Source organism: Mycobacterium sp. TH-M103, assembly GCF_057473785.1.
Window position 1 is genome coordinate 1 of sequence record NZ_JBYCLG010000033.1, and the last position, 15,565, is coordinate 15,565.

5 protein-coding genes are annotated in these 15,565 nt (G+C 68.4%); 3 read left to right on the forward strand and 2 right to left on the reverse strand.

Annotated features, from left to right (window positions below; translation table 11 throughout):
- Nucleotides 1–154: 154 nt before the first annotated feature.
- Entirely contained in the window at nucleotides 155–1,504 is a 1,350-nt protein-coding gene (locus AC2VOR_RS01475) for a hypothetical protein (protein WP_486963067.1), read from the reverse strand.
- A 101-nt stretch (nucleotides 1,505–1,605) separates the two neighbouring features.
- On the reverse strand, nucleotides 1,606–11,301 hold the full coding sequence (locus tag AC2VOR_RS01480; protein WP_486963068.1) for a fatty-acid--AMP ligase: 9,696 nt from the start codon (nucleotides 11,299–11,301) through the stop codon (nucleotides 1,606–1,608).
- Between the two features lie 348 nt (nucleotides 11,302–11,649).
- On the opposite strand from AC2VOR_RS01480, the gene AC2VOR_RS01485 reads away from it, so the two are divergent.
- The 3 genes from AC2VOR_RS01485 to AC2VOR_RS01495 form a co-directional block, all read left to right on the forward strand.
- A complete protein-coding gene (locus AC2VOR_RS01485; RefSeq protein WP_369738975.1) occupies nucleotides 11,650–12,789 on the forward strand; it encodes a class I SAM-dependent methyltransferase in 1,140 nt (379 codons plus the stop codon).
- Between the two features lie 41 nt (nucleotides 12,790–12,830).
- Nucleotides 12,831–14,099 (forward strand): glycosyltransferase, encoded by a 1,269-nt coding sequence (locus AC2VOR_RS01490; protein ID WP_486963070.1) that lies wholly within the window; start codon nucleotides 12,831–12,833, stop codon nucleotides 14,097–14,099.
- Nucleotides 14,100–14,404: 305 nt separating this feature from the next.
- Nucleotides 14,405–15,565 (forward strand): beta-ketoacyl synthase N-terminal-like domain-containing protein (locus AC2VOR_RS01495; RefSeq protein WP_486963069.1); only part of this gene is annotated, 1,161 nt, incomplete at its 3' end.

Consider the following 15,565-nt stretch of genomic DNA (forward strand, 5'->3'; position numbering starts at 1 on the left):
GACCGGACCGACGCGCCGGATCTCACCGCCAGCCGACGCCAGACCGCGGGGAGTGTAAACGCCGCCGCTCCGCGGCGGGCTCGGCTTCGGCGTCGAGGCAATCACCGGGTTGTCAGGCCAAGCAAAGAACCCTTCCGGTCGACATCGCCGGCGATCAGGGACAGATCCCCACCCACATCGGGTCGTTGACCAGCTGCGAGCAGCGGGACAACAGACCCCGCACCGATTGTTCGGTGTTGACTGCAGCGGGGATCGGGGACAGCGCGAAGAAGACGATCGCCACCGCGAACCAGACCCGGGTGCGTCCGGTGGCCGAGCGGGCCGATTCGGGTTCACGGCTCACATAGAGCAGATAAACCACGCCCACATCGAAGGAGACCGCGATCCACCATCGGGTCCAATCGGCCGACGTTGCGTAAACCGGCAGCAGTAGCAGTGCCGCCAGCGTCACCGAGGAAAGCCATCCGCGTACGGCCTGGCGAAATCGCCCGAAGGGGACGCCGGAAATACCCCTGATCACAACCATTGTCAGCGCGAGGACGAAAACCCCAGCCATTGTCGACATGATCAACGGGCCCCCACCGATTTGGTCAGGTCCGATGAGGGGAGTTTTTCTCGTCGTGACGGTGATGAAGCGACAGGTCCAGTCGTGATAGTCCACATAGGCGTGTTCCCCGCTCGGTGCCGGGCCGGGGGCCCAGCGAACGGCTCTGTGCGGCAAGCGGCCACAATGCGACGACACGTCTTGCCGTCGCAGCAACGCGACCGCCAGCGCGACGGCCAAGCCCGGGCCCACCGCGAGAACCCCGCTCAGACGCCGCATCCTGGTGGAACCGTGCGCCAGAACCACGATCGCCAGGACCGCGCCGAGTGCCTGCAGAAACGGAACGGCCTCGTGGATAAGCGTCAGCATCGCCGTCGTCATGCCGTAGATCCCGCTCGCAACCGGCAGTGATCGGTCACTCTTCGTCGAAGCGAGCACCACCGCGAACACTGCCAGCGCGGCCTCGCCGAGAAGGTCGGGGGTCGGCAACATCACGGCGTGCACGAAGCCCAACGGCAGCACGGCGGTGAGCAGGGCCAACATCAACCGACGTTCGGAGTGGCCGAATCGCACGGCGACCGTCCACGCCACCGCCGCGAGGCCGACTCCGAAAAGCGCCGGCATGAGCCAGCGCAAAATCAACAGGCCCGTGAAGTACCGGTCCGCCGGAAAGAGGTCCAGAATCTCGCCGCCGAGTCCCCGCCTGACAAACCCTTGGCTGTAATCGACCGCATAGTAAGGGAAAAATTGCAGATTCGGTTCGTAAACGCATGCGAACGCAACCCACGACGCCATGGAGAGCAGCACCAGCAGTCCGACGAGCGCGTAAACGAATTTGGCCCGGGTGCTTGGCCCATTCGATTGCAAAGCCCTTGGCGGCTCGTCGGTTTCGGCTGGGTCCGCAGTGACGGTTCCCGCCGGCGCCGAGAGGGGGTCTAGCCGCTCCGCCTCAGGGCTCACGGTGGGGGGATTCTTGCGGGCAACGGGTCATGAAAGGTCGCATGCTGGGCACCCTACGCCTGGCCGGCGCCCGACTAGGCCAGCTGCACAATAATCGTCGGCTAGCAATCGATTTCGGCAACAAGGTCGAACTCGGCGAAAGTGCTCGAGACCATCTCCCGCAGCTCATCTTGGGTGTTTGGCCGGCCGAGAACGTATGCGGAGATCCTGAAGAAGATCTTCCCGCGGCTCCGTCCCGAACCCACGAACAGCTGCCCCCCGATGTGCTCGAGCGTGCTCTTCTTGATATCGGGCTCGACCGACCTCATGTACGCATAGTCGGCGTCGGTGCCGTCGGGCCGGTTCACCGCCGCGGGCAGGTCACCGACATTGGAGACGGTGACCGGATGGCTGGCGCCACCGGCCGCGAGCCCCGCCAGCCTCCTGTTCAGCCGCTTCGGCACCAACGGTGCCAGCGGGAACGTCGACAAATACTCCTCATCGGGGTTCTTCATCGCCGCGAGGATCGCCTGTGTGATCTTCGCGTGCATATCGCCGAGATCCGACACCGCGTGCGTCGGGTCGACTACCACGTCGACCACCGTGAGCGCATTGCCGCGGGTATCGTCTTCGGCCCGAAGCGTCACCGGAAACCGCAGGGTGACCGTTCCGTCGTCGTGGACGCGCCCCGCCCGCACCGCTAGTCTGCACGCAACCGCTGCCACCAGTGAATTGCTGCTTGCGCCAAGGCCTTTCGCGCGAGCATCCCATTTCGTCAAGTCCACGTATGCGGTCACGGCGGGCACCTCCACCACGTGATCGCTGTCGGCGGTCCTGGGGGCAGGTGGTGGTGCCGCCTTGACCGACGAGGTGAAATGTTTGCGGTCGGACCAGATTTTTTCCGCCGCGGAGGCGAAGGCCTTCGCTATGCCGGGCAGTTCCTGGACGGTTTGCCGCAAGTCCTCACGCACGGCCTGCCTGCGGGTGCGCGATCCCCCGGGCGGGTAGCCGAAGTCGCGCATCCTGCCCTCGGCGGCATCGGCGATCGCCTGGCCGAGCCCGATCCCGTCGACGAGCGTATGGGAAACCACCAGAGTTACCGCGGCCCCGCCGTCGTCGAGCGGCAGCATCCCCAGATGCCAGCCGGGTCCCCACTCGGGGTCGATGGGTAGGCGCGCCCGCTCGTCGAGCCAGGCGTTCACCTCGGCGCGCGGCCGCGGCGTCGCGGCGACATCGAGGTCGGCCGTCGCCGTAGCCCTGACCCAGCGATCGCGCGCGAACGGTAACGGAGACCGCTCGATTTTGCGTCCGAGCAACCCGCATCCCAGATTGCGGTGGAAACGCCGTAGCGCATCGACGTCGACGGCGTGGTCATAGAGCCACGTGAACTGGGTCAGTGTGTCGTGAACCGCTCGCATCGCAAGAAACATCGCCTGATCCACGTATGCGAGCCGGTTGTCCACCGGCTCATCGCCGTGCGTGGCGACTTGAGCCGCGGGGGCCGGTGGCGCGGCGGTGTCGATGAGCAGGTCGGCCAGGTGGGCGGCGAGCGCGGCCGGCGTGGGGTGGTCGAGGACCAGGGTCGCCGGCAGGGCCAGGCCGGTGTGTTGGTTGATGGTGTTGCGCAATTCCAGGGCGGTCAGTGAGTCGATGCCCAAGTCTTTGAACGGACGGTCGGAATCGAGGGCCGCCGGATCCGGGTGGGACAACACGGCGGCGGTGGTGGCGGTGACCATCGCGGTGAGAGCCTGCAGTTGCTGTTCGGGGGTCTGAGCGGCCAGCTGAGCCTGCAGACTGCGGGCACTGGCGACGCTGGCGCGGGGGCGGCCGGTGGTCAGCGTCGACAGGATCGCGGGCAGCGCGTTGTTGCGCGCTTGGCGGGTCAACGCGGCGATGTTGAAGGGGCTGGCCAGCAGGTTGGGGCGCTGACTGGCGATCGCGGCGTCGAACAGCGCCAGGCCGTGCTCGTTGGTGATGGGGGTCAGACCGGTGCGGGCCAGGCGGGTCAGGTCGGCGGTGGACAGGTGGGCGGTCATGCCGCTGGGGGTTTGCCAGTAACCCCAGGCCAGGCTGGTGGCCACGAGCCGGGTGTGGTTGCGCTGGCGGGCCAGCGCGTCCAGGTAGGCGTTGGCGGCCGCGTAGTTGCCCTGCCCGGGGCTGCCCAATATGCCCGCGGCCGAGGAGAACAGGACGAAGGCCGCCAGGTCGCGGTCGGCGGTGAGGCGATGCAGATGCCAGGCGGCATCGACCTTGGCGGCCAGGACCGCGTCGATCTGATCGGCGGTCATGTCGGCCACCGCGGCGTCTTCCAGCACCCCGGCGGCGTGCAGCACGGCGGTCAACGGATGCTGAGCGGGAATGTTGTCCAGCACTCTAGCCAACTCGGTGGCGTTGGCGGTGTCACAGGCGGTGATGGTGGCCTGGGCGCCGAGCCCGGCCAGGCGCTGCTGAAGTTCCGCGGCGCCGGAAGCGGCCGGGCCGCTACGAGACACCAGCAGCAGATGCTTGACGCCGTGGTGGGTGACGAGGTGTTCGGCGAAGAGCGCGCCCAGCATCCCGGTACCCCCGGTGATCAGCACCGTGCCCTCGGGATCCAGCACCGGGGGCGGAAGCAGGACGATCTTTCCGATATGGATCCCCTGGCTCATGTCGCGGAAGGCCTGGGGGGCAGTCAGCAGGCCGTAGCTGGTGGTGGGCAGCGGCTTGAGGGCGCCGGAGGCGAACATCTCGGCGAGCGCCGCCCACGCCGGCTGCAGCTCTTGCGCGGTGGCGCTGGCCAAGTCGTAGACCTGGTAGTCGACTCCGGGATGGGCGGCGGCGACCTCGGCGGCAGCACGGATGTCCGTTTTGCCGATCTCGACGAAGCTGCCCCCGCGCGGCAGCAGTTTCAGCGAGGCATCGATGAACTCTCCGGCCAGGCTGTTGAGCACGACGTCCATGCCCCGGCCGCCGGTGGCGGCGCGGAAGGCGTCGAGGAAATCCAGGGTGCGCGAGGAAGCGATGTGGTCGGGGTCCAACCCCAGTCCGGTGAGCACGTGATGCTTGCTCGGATGGGCGGTGGCGAAGACCTCGGCACCCAGGTGGTGCGCGATCTGGATGGCGGCCTGTCCGACGCCGCCGGACCCGGCGTGGATGAGCACCCGCTGGCCCGCCGACAGCCCGGCGATCTCGACCAGGGAGATGTAGGCGGTCAAAAACGCCACCGGCGCCGACGCCGCTTGGGTGAACGACCACCCGTCCGGGACCGGCACCAGCAGGCGCTCGTCGGCGATCGCGGTGGGCGCGAACGCGTTGGTGGTGAACGAGCCCATCACCGCGTCGCCGGGACGGAATGAACTGCCGGGCGCGGCTTCGAGGACGATCCCGGCCGCCTCGCTGCCCATGTTCTCGTCGGCGATGGCGCCCAACGCGACGACCACATCGTGGAAGTTCAGCCCCGCCGCCCGGATCTGGACGCGGACCTGACCGGGGGCCAGCGCGTCGGGAGTCGTCGCGGCCAGGGTCAGGTTGCTCAAGTCACCCCTGCCGGTGCTGGACAACTGCCAGTGGGGGGAATCCGGTGGAGTCAGGATCAAGGGGCGGGCCACGCGGGGGATGTGGGCCACGCCGTGACGCAGGGCCAGTTGCGGCTCGCCGGCCGGTCGGGTCGCGGCGATGGTGAGCAGGTTGTCCTGGCTGGCCGCGGTGTTGTCGGTGTCGAGCAGGACGATGCGGTCGGGGTGCTCGTTTTGGGCGGTGTGGATCAGCGCCCAGGCCGCGGCATGGGCCAGGCCGGGGGCACCGTCAAAAGCGTTGATGCTGACCGCGTTTCGGGTGACGACCAGCAGGCGGGCGGGGGCGGTGTCGGGCCGGGCCAGCCAGCTTTGCAGCTGGGCCAGCACGTCGCGGGTCAGGTCGTGCACCTGCTGCGGCGGATCAGCCGTGTCCTCGGTGTCGGGCAGGAACCAGATCACCAACTCCGGGCAGGGGGCCACCGCGGCCAGGTCGGTGTGGATCGGCCCGTTTTGCAGGCCGGCGGGAAGTCGATCGGGTGCGCCGGTGACAACCGCCCACTCGGGGACGGGGGCGGCCGCCGTTGAGGTGTCGTCGAGCAGAGGTGGCCAGCTCAGTTGGAACACGCTGTCCCGGAGTCCGGCGACAGCTAGCGGCCCCGTGATGTCGGGCAGTTCCCGCAGGGTGATCGTTGCGATGGTGATCACCGGGGCGCCGGCGGGGTCGGTGGCGCACAGCTCCCAGGTGTCGTCGGCGGTGCGGCTCAGCCGGAGGTGCAGCTGAGTGGCCGCGGTGGCATGCAGGGTGATGCCGCTGAACGCGTAGGGCAGCCGCAACGACGCCGAGTCTGCCTCGCCGGTGCGGTCCAACACCGATGCCATCGCGTGCAGGGCGGCGTCCATCAGCGCGGGGTGGATTCCGTAGCCGGCGACATCGGTGCCGGCGGGCAGGGCCACCTCGGCGTAGACGGTCTCGGGTTGGGCGGGGTCGGTGCCGATACCCCGCAGCGACCGGAAGGGGCCGCTGTAGCGGTAGCCGCGCTGGGCCAGCCGTTCGTAGAAGTCGTCCTGGTCGACGGCCTCGACGGCCGGCGTCGGCATGAGCAGGGCGGTGGCGGGCGGGTGGGAGCTCAGCGCGCCGCTGGCGTGCAACGTCCACACCCCGGACTGGCCGCCGGTGCGCGAGTGGACGCTGAACGTCCGCTGCCCGGTGTCCGCGGCCGAATGCACGGCGATCTGCAGATCGGTGGGCGCATCGTCGGAGAGCCTCAAGGGGGCGTGCAGAACGAGTTCGTCGATGACGGGGGAGCCGGTGTACTCACCGGCCTGTAGCACCAAGTCGATGAACCCGGTCGCGGGAAACAGCACGGTGTCCTTGACTTGGTGGCCGCGCAGCCAGCCCTGCGTGGCCGTCGACAACCGGCCGGTCAACACGGCCTGGTCCTGGTCGGCAAGATCGATCACCGCAGCCAGCAGGGGATGCTCCGCCGGGTCCTGGCCCAGCCCGGACGCGTCGCCCGCCGGGGCGGGGTTCAGCCAGTAGCGGCGGTGCTCGAAGGGGTAGGTGGGCAGGTCGATGGTGCGGGCGTAGGGATACAGGGCCGACCAGGCGGGGCTGTGGCCGTGGTTGTGCAGGTGGGCCAGGGCGGTGGCCAGGTTGTCCTGGTCGGGATGGTCGCGGTGCAACGTGGTGATCACCGCGGACTGGGTCCGCCTCGTTTCCTGGGCCAGGGTGTCGGTGATGGCCGGGGCCAACACGGGGTGCGGGGACAGCTCCACGAACGTGTGCTCGCCGACCGCCAGCCTCTCGGCCACCCGGTCGTGGAACCGGACCGGCTCGCGCAAGTTGCGATACCAGTAGTCGGCGTCCATGGTGGTGGTGTCGAGGGGTTCAGCCGAAAGTGCTTCTCCCACTGTGGAATACAGCGGGATACTGGCCGGCATCGGCGTCAGGTCGGCCAGCTCGGTCAGCAGGCGCTCCCGCAGTGGTGCGACCTGGGCCGAGTGCGAGGCGTAGTCGACGGCGATGGGCCGGATGTGGAGGCCGTCACGCTCGCAGGTCGCGGTGAACTGCTCCAGCGCGTCGGGGGTGCCGCTGATGATGGTGTGCGAGGGGCCGTTGATCGTGGCGATACTCAACGCCGCACCCCAGGGACGCAGGAGTGGCTCCAGCCGATCGGCGCTGAGCAGGACCGATGCCATGGCGCCGGTACCGCCCAGGGCGCTGAGTGCTCGACTGCGCAGCGCCACCACCTTGGCGGCCTCGGGCAGGGAGAGCACCCCGGCGATGTAGGCCGCGGCGATCTCTCCCTGGGAGTGGCCGATCACGGCGTCGGGAACGATGCCGTAGTGCCGCAACACCTCGGCCAGCGACACCATCATGGTGAACAGCACCGGCTGGACCACGTCGACGCGCTCCAGCGCCGGGGCGCCCGGGTCCTGGCACAGGACCTCGCGTACCGACCAGCCGGTGAACGGGCGCAACGCGTTGTCGCAGTCATCGACGGTGTCGGCGAAGACGCGGTGGTGTTCGTAGAGTTCGCGGCCCATGCCGGGGTATTGGCCGCCCTGGCCGGGCAGCACGAACACGATCTTGCCGCGCAGGTGGGCCAGGTAATGGTGACCGACCAGCTGTGGATGGGCTTGGCCGGCCCGCAGCGCGTCCAGGGCATCCAGAAGCTCTTTGCGCGGATCGGCGCTGCCGGCCGGCGCGCTGATCACCGCCCGGTACGGGTGATGGCTCCGCGTGGTGGCCAGGCTGTAGGCCACATCGGCCGGATCCAGATCGGGACGCTCTCCAAGGTGGTGGTGCAGCCGGTCGGCCTGCGCGCACAACGCCGCGGGGGTGCGCGCCGAGACCGGCCACAGCAACAGCCCGAACTCGGCACCGGCTTCGCCGCCCGGGGCCTCGGCGTCGGCCCCTTCGCCCGGCGGGGCGGGGGCCTGTTGCAGGATCAGGTGCGCATTCGTGCCGCTGATCCCGAACGAGGACACCGCCGCGGTGCGGGGGTGTTCGGTGGCGGGCCAGGGCACCGGCTCGGTCAGCAGCCGGACGGTGCCGGCCGACCAGTCGATGTGCGGGCTGGGGCTGCTGACGTTGAGGGTCGGCGGCAGGCTGTCGTGGTTGAGGGCCTCGACCATTTTGATGATGCCGGCGGCCCCGGCGGCGGCCTGGGTGTGGCCGATGTTGGATTTGATCGATCCCAGCCACAGCGGATGTTGTGGTTTACGCGCGGCGCCGTAGGTGGCGATCAGGGCGCCGGCCTCGATCGGGTCACCCAGCGTGGTGCCGGTGCCGTGGGCCTCGACCACATCCACCTCATCGAGGTTGATGCCCGCGTTGGCCACGGCCTGGGTGATGACGCGTTGCTGGGCGGGCCCGTTGGGGGCGGTCAAACCGTTGGAGGCGCCGTCCTGGTTGATCGCCGAGCCGGCGATGAGCGCCAGCACCGGGTGGTCGTTGCGCCGGGCGTCGCTGAGCCGTTCCAGCACCAGCACCGCGGCCCCTTCGCCCCAGCCGGTGCCATCGGCATTGGCGGAGAACGCTTTACACCGCCCGTCGGCGGCCAGCCCCCGTTGGCGGGCGAACTCGGTGAAGATCGTCGGGGTGGTCATCACCGTGACGCCGCCGGCGAGCGCCAGGCTGGACTCGCCGTTGAGCAGGGACTGGCACGCCCAATGCGCGGCCACCAGCGAGGACGAGCATGCCGTGTCGACGGTGACGGCGGGGCCCTGCAAGCCCAGCGCATAGGCGACACGACCCGACACCACACTGGTGGACGAACCGGTCAGGCCGTATCCTTCCGCGCCATCGGACCCGCCGGCGCCGTAGGTCTGTGACCACGCCCCGGCGAACACCCCGGTCGCCGAGCCCACCAGGCTGGCCGGATCGATCCGGGCGGTCTCCAACGCTTCCCAGCACACCTCCAACAGCAACCGCTGCTGGGGATCCATGCTTTGGGCCTCGCGCGCCGAGATCCCGAAGAAGTCGGCGTCGAAGCCGGCCACGTCCGTGACGAAACCGCCGGCACGCGTGTAGGTCTTGCCGACCGCGTCGGGGTCGGGGTCGAACAGGTTCGCCAGATCCCAGCCGCGGTCGGCCGGAAAATCCCCGACCGCGTCGGTGCCGCCGGCCACCAGATCCCACAGCGCCGCAGCCGAATCCACCCGGCCGGGGAACCGGCACGCCATCCCCACCACGGCGATTGGCTCGTCGACCCGCACCTGCGCGCCCGCCGCTGCGGCGGCGGAGGCCGGCCCGGCCATCAGCCGGCCCAGGTAGGTGGCCAACTCGTCCGGCGTCGGGTAGTCGAAGGCCAGGGTGAGCGGCAATTCCAGCTCGGTGACGGTCTTGAGCCGGTCCAGCAACTCGGTGGCCTTGATCGAGTCGAACCCCAGCTCCTGGAACGTGAGCCCGGGATCGATGTGGTCCGGGCTGGCATGGCCCAACGCCGTTGCCGCCTGCGAGCACACCTCCGCTACCAGCAGGTCGTGTTGCTGCCCGTGGAGTGTGCGGAGTCGTTGGGCCAATCCCGCGTCGGCCCCGGCGTCCGCGCCCGTGTCGTCGACCACGGGCCGCTCGAGCGCGCGGAGCCCCTCGTCTATGCGGGTGAACGCGCCACGCGGGTACAGCTGCGCGCAGTCCCGTCGCCTGACCTTGCCGCTTGTGGTCAGGGGAATCGAACCGGGTTGGACCAGAACAAGATCCGCCACAGCCAGACCGTGCGATCTCGATATCGCCGCGGTGATCTCGCGCCTGACGGTGGTCAACCTTTGCGCCGCAGCCTCTTCGGGCTCGTCTCGCTGCTTGACCTCGACGATGGCGACCAGGTGCTCGACACCGTCATCGTCGGGAGCCGCGATGGCAACGCAGCGGCCGTGGGTGATTTCCTGGATCGTCGCCTCGATGTCGTCCGGAGCGTGGTTACGCCCGTAGACGATCAGGATGTCCTTGATGCGGCCCTTGATGAAAAGCTCTCCCTCGGAGACAAAGCCCAAATCCCCGGTTCGCAGCCACGGCCCTTCGGGTGTGCCGGCCGACGGGCCGACAAGCGTTGCGCCGAAGGTGCGTTCGGTCTCTTCGGGTTTCTGCCAATAGCCTTCGGCGACGTTGTCGCCATGCACCCAGATCTCACCGACGGTTCCGGCCGGACACTCGATGCGGGTTTCGGGGTCGACGATGCGCACCAGTGGCGACTGCGGCATGCCGTAGCTGATCAGCGGCATGCCTTCGCCGCTCGCGCACCGCTTCGCATGGCCGGCGGACAGTTCCTCGGATTCGAAATACACGATTTCTGGTGGGTGCCCCGACTCGCGGGTCGCCACGAAGACCACTGTTTCGGCGAGTCCATACGAGGGCCGTAACGCCTCGGGGCGAAGGTTGAAGCGGGCGAACCGCTCGGCGAAGCGCCGCATCGTCACCGGTTGCACGCGTTCGGCACCGTTGAGGATGTGGCGCACGTCGCCGAGGTCGAGCCCGGCCAGGTCGCCGTCCGACGTCTTCAGGGCGGCCAATTCGAAAGAGACGTTGGGCCCTGACGTGAAAGCGCCGGTGTTGCTTGCCAGCAACTGCATCCATCGCGCCGGTCGCTGCAGGAACGACATCGGGCTCGTAACCACCGCGTGCAGTCCGCCCAGAACCGGGAGGACGATTCCCACGATCAAACCCATGTCGTGGAAGAACGGCAGCCACGTCACGATGGTGGTGTCCGGCGGAGGGGGCCCGCCGTAGTAGGCGGAAATGATCTGCTCGTAATTGGCCTGGACGTTCTTGTGCGAGACCACGACTCCGGCGGGCGTGCGCGTCGACCCGGAGGTGTATTGCAGATACGCGATGTCGTGCAGGCTTTCGGGCTCGGCGAGGGGACCGCAGTCGGCGTCCAGGTTCAGCAAATCAAGCTCGACGACTGACGGCCGGGATCCGGCGGGCTGCGCCGCGACGTAGTCGGCGATGCTTCCTGCGACAGCGGACGTCGTGAGAATGGCCGAAGGTGACGCGTCGGCGAGGACGGCACTCACCCGTTCATCGCTGGCACCACCCAGCGGAACCGACAGCGGAACCGCGATCTGCCCGGCCTCCAATGCGCCGAGAAACCCGACGACGTACTCCAGTCCCTGCGGCGCCGATATCACGACGCGGTCGCCGGTTGACCCATGGGCCTTGAGCTGCTGTGCGACGTTCAGGGTTCGCCGGTACAGCTGCGACCACGTCAGGCTTTGCTCGAAGCCCTCCCAGTCCTGCTCGTAATCAACGAACGTGGCTGCCGTCTCGTCGGGTCGGAGACTGGCGTGCCTTCGCAGTACCGCCGGAAGGGAACGCTCAATCACAACGGCAGGCCAGCAGGAAAGAGGACAGCGACCGCCACGGCGACAGCGGGCAAGCCTTCGATGTCGGGCCAAACCCCGTCTGTACCGCGCGCCGGCCCGGCAGTCCTGCGGTAGGGCTAACGCCGTCGGTGTGCTGCACGATCACCAGCCTTGGAAGAAGAGGACGTGTTCTTCGAGTCGGGGAATTATTACACAGCTGTCCAACCCATTGGGTATGTTGCCAATCATTAAGTCATCGTCGTCGGACTGGGAGCTCCCGGGCTGTCCAAGACCCCATGGCTTCCCTGCCAACGCGGAGGTGCGCGAGATCGCGGGGCCGCGTCAAACCCAGCACCCGGAGGTGAGCCGGTGAGCGTAGTCGACAGTGCGACAGTGGATAGCCCAGTCGCGGTGGATCGGACGACTCTGCACCATCTGTGGAAAGCGATTCTCGCCGGGATCGCGATCGTCGTGGCTGTGGCTTGTTACTTCGCGCCGGTATTACTCGCCGCGCTCGGAATAGCTGTTCTGCTGCTCCTCTGCGCGCGCTTGGTCTATCGGGACCGCGACCGCTACATCCCGAACCTGTATTCCCGGGACACCAGGGTCTACGACGACGCGTACCGCTCGTTCATCCGCCGCACGCTCGAGGATATTCGGCGGTGCAGGATTGGTGGCCACACGCTGTTGTGGGAGGCATCGCGCCTGCCGAAACCAAGCCGCCAGAATTCCGACGAACTTCTGCTCGATCTGGGTGTCTGGCTGGGCTGGTCGACGAGGCTGACATCCGATGCCTCCGGCCGCCAGGTCTACGGCTTCGACACCTTCGAGGGCCTCGTCGAAGACTGGCAGGTCGACGACGAGATCGTCTTCAAGCGCGGCACCTTCTCGCTGTCCGAGCCGCTCGCGCAACGATCCATGCACGACACCGGGGTGATCCTGCAGGACGGCCTGCCCGCGCCGCTCGGCCGCAAGGTCCAGTTCATCAAGGGCGCCACCTACGACACGCTGGAACCGTTCCTGGCCGAGCGACCGGACGCCCCGATTCGGCTTTTCCACATGGATCTGGACACCTACGAGAGCTGCCTGCACGCGCTGGAGACCTGCAAGGACCGCTTTGTCGAAGGATCCATTCTCGTCTTCGACGAATACCTCGTCACCAATGCCGAAATGCGGGCGTTCTTCGAGTTTCAGGAGCAGTACGGGCTGGAATGGCGCTACCGGGCCTGGGGTCTCGAAGTCATGGAGATGAACCTCGAAATGGTCGTGTCGCGGTGGAAGCGCGCGACGTACTACCTACTCTGGATCGCGGCGTATTGGCTGGCGGGCGACGGCAGCTATGTCTGGAAGTTCTTCGGCAAGCGGTTCTGGCGATTCTGGCTGGGCGCACCGATCGGCGACATCTTCTTCATGCTCGGCGCCGCCGGACAGCGGAAGTCGGTCAGCCTCGAAATCACCGGCCTGGGCAAGTTGGACCGGACGCGTCCGCGCGACCAGAACGACGGATGAATGGCGGGCCCTCGGTCGTGCGCCGGGTTCCCGGCTCCGCTATGAAGTTCGTCCTGGTGAGCTGGGGGAGTCGCGGCGATGTCGAGCCCAACCTCGCCGTCGGTCGCGAACTGGTGCGCCGGGGGCACGAGGTCTGCATGGCCGTCCCGCCCGACCTGGTCGGCTTCACGGAGGCGGCCGGGGTTGCGGCCGTCGGGTTCGGGCCGGAGGCGCGCTCGATCCTGGACGCGCACCGCGAGTTCTGGACGTGCTTTTTCAGCCACCCCTGGCGGGTCCGGGATCTGGTGAGGTCGCGGCTGGAGATCTCGGGGCCGCTGCTGCGGGCCTGGCAGGAGATGAGCACGACGCTGGTGTCGCTGGCGGACGGGGCCGACCTCATATTCAGCGGCATCAACTTCGAGGACGCCGCCGCCAACGTCGCGGAGTATTACGGCATTCCCCTGGCCACGTTGCATTACTTCCCGCTGCGGCCCAATGGCCAGACCCTGGTATTCCTGCCGGCGCCGCTGCGGCGTTCGGCGGTGGCGGCGTTCTGGTGGGTGTCGTGGCGCGGGGTGAAAAAGGCCGAGGACGCCCTGCGCCGCGACCTGGGCCTACCGAAGGCGAAGGGGTCGGCGCCGCGACGGATCACCGAACGCGGATCGCTGGAAATCCAGGGCTACGACGAGGCGCTCTTCCCCGGGCTGGCGGCCGAATGGGCGCAATACGAGCGGCAGCGCCCCTTTGTCGGCGCGCTGACGCTGGGGTTGGCGACGGACACCGACGAGGAGATCGCGTCCTGGATCGCCGCCGGAACGCCCCCGATCTACTTCGGGTTCGGCAGCACCCCGGTCGCATCCCCGGCCGAGACGATCGCCATGATCGGCGCGGCCTGCGCGCGGCTGGGCGAGCGGGCGCTGGTGGCCGCCGCCGGCACCGACTTCGGCGGCGTCCCCCATCCCGACCACGTCAAGGTCGTGGGAGCGGTGAACTTCTCGACCGTCTTTCCCGCCTGCCGCGCCGTCGTCCACCACGGGGGCACGGGCACCACGGCCACCGGCCTGCGCGCGGGAGCCCCCACGCTGATCCTTCCGACGGACATGGACCAGACGCTCTCGGGATCTCGGGTCAAACAGCTGAGGGTGGGCACCGCCCGGCGGTTCTCGGCCGCTACCGAGGAAACCCTGGTCGCGGATCTGCGCACCATCCTCGCCCCGGAATGCGCGGCCCGGGCCCGTGAACTCGCCACCCGCATGACCGAGCCCGCCAAGAGCGTCGCCGCCGCCGCCGATCTGCTGGAAGATCTCGCCCGCTCCAAACGGGTCGGCTGATCCACGATTCGCGGTTTCGCCGTTGTCCGCGCCTACTTGTCAGCTCGCGGCACCCACGACGGCAAGCGAAACCCATCGCCGCAGGCCACGCCCTATGTGCCGGTGCCGGTGTGCTGCGCCGCGCACCAATTGCCCATTCGGGTGACACGCGTCTCAGCAGGGAAGTATGGTTTAGGACTTGTTACACCCATGTCGAGTAGGGGACTGGAGACGCGGTTGAGCATCAATCCGTTCAGCGATCGCAGTGGCAGCATTTTCGTCTTGGTCAACGACGATAGGCACCCCGAGACGATGGGCGGTCGGAAATGACCGAAAACCAGAACGGGGCCCTGCCGACCAACGGATCACCCACCCGCCCGCGCGAACCAGAGGGTTTCGCGATCATCGGCTACGCGGCGCGCTTCCCGGGCGCCGCGGACGTCGACGAGTTCTGGGATGTGCTCCAGCAGGGGCGGGACGCGATTTCGGAGGTTCCCTCCGACCGCTGGGACGTCAACGAGTTCTACGACCCCGACCCCGACGCGCCCGGCAAGATCGTGACCCGCCGGGCGGGATTCATCGAGGACGTCACGGGTTTCGACGCGCCCTTCTTCGGGTTGTCGAACCGGGAAACCATGTTGATCGACCCGCAGCACCGGCTGCTGCTGGAGACGGCGTGGCAGGCGGTCGAGCACTCGGGCACCGCGCCGTCGTCTCTGGCGAACACCAAGACCGGCGTGTTCATGGGCCTGGGCACCCACGACTATCTGGGATTGATCTCCGAACAGCTGAGCTACGAGGACATCGAGGCGTACGTCGCGATCGGGACGTCGGCGGCCGCGGGCGCGGGCCGGATCAGCTACGGGCTGGGCCTGCAGGGCCCGGCGGTCACCGTTGACACGGCGTGCAGCTCGTCGCTGGTCGCGATCCACCAGGCGTGCCAGGCGCTGCGCTACGGCGAATGTGACCTCGCGCTGGCCGGCGGCGCGAACGCGCTGCTGAGCGCCAAGACCGCGATGACCTTCTCCCACGCGCACATGCTCGCGCCCGACGGCAAGTGCAAGACCTTCGACGCGTCCGCCGACGGGTATGTGCGCGGCGAGGGCTGCGGCGTCATCGTCGTCAAGCGCCTCGCGGACGCGCTCCGCGACGGCGACCGGATCCGGGCCGTGATCCGCGGCAGCGCGATCAACCAGGACGGCGCGTCGGGTGGTCTCACGGTACCCAACGGTGTGGCGCAGCAACGCGTGATCGCCGAGGCACTGGCGTCCGCGGGCGTCGCCCCCGGCGACGTGGGATACCTGGAGGCGCACGGCACCGGGACCTCACTGGGCGACCCCATCGAGGTCCAGGCCGCCGGCGCGGCCTTCGGCAAGGGGCGCGAGGCCGGCCGGCCGCTGTTGATCGGGTCGGTGAAGACCAATATCGGGCACCTGGAGGCGGCCGCGGGGATCGCGGGCGTCATCAAGGTCATCCTGGCGCTCGAG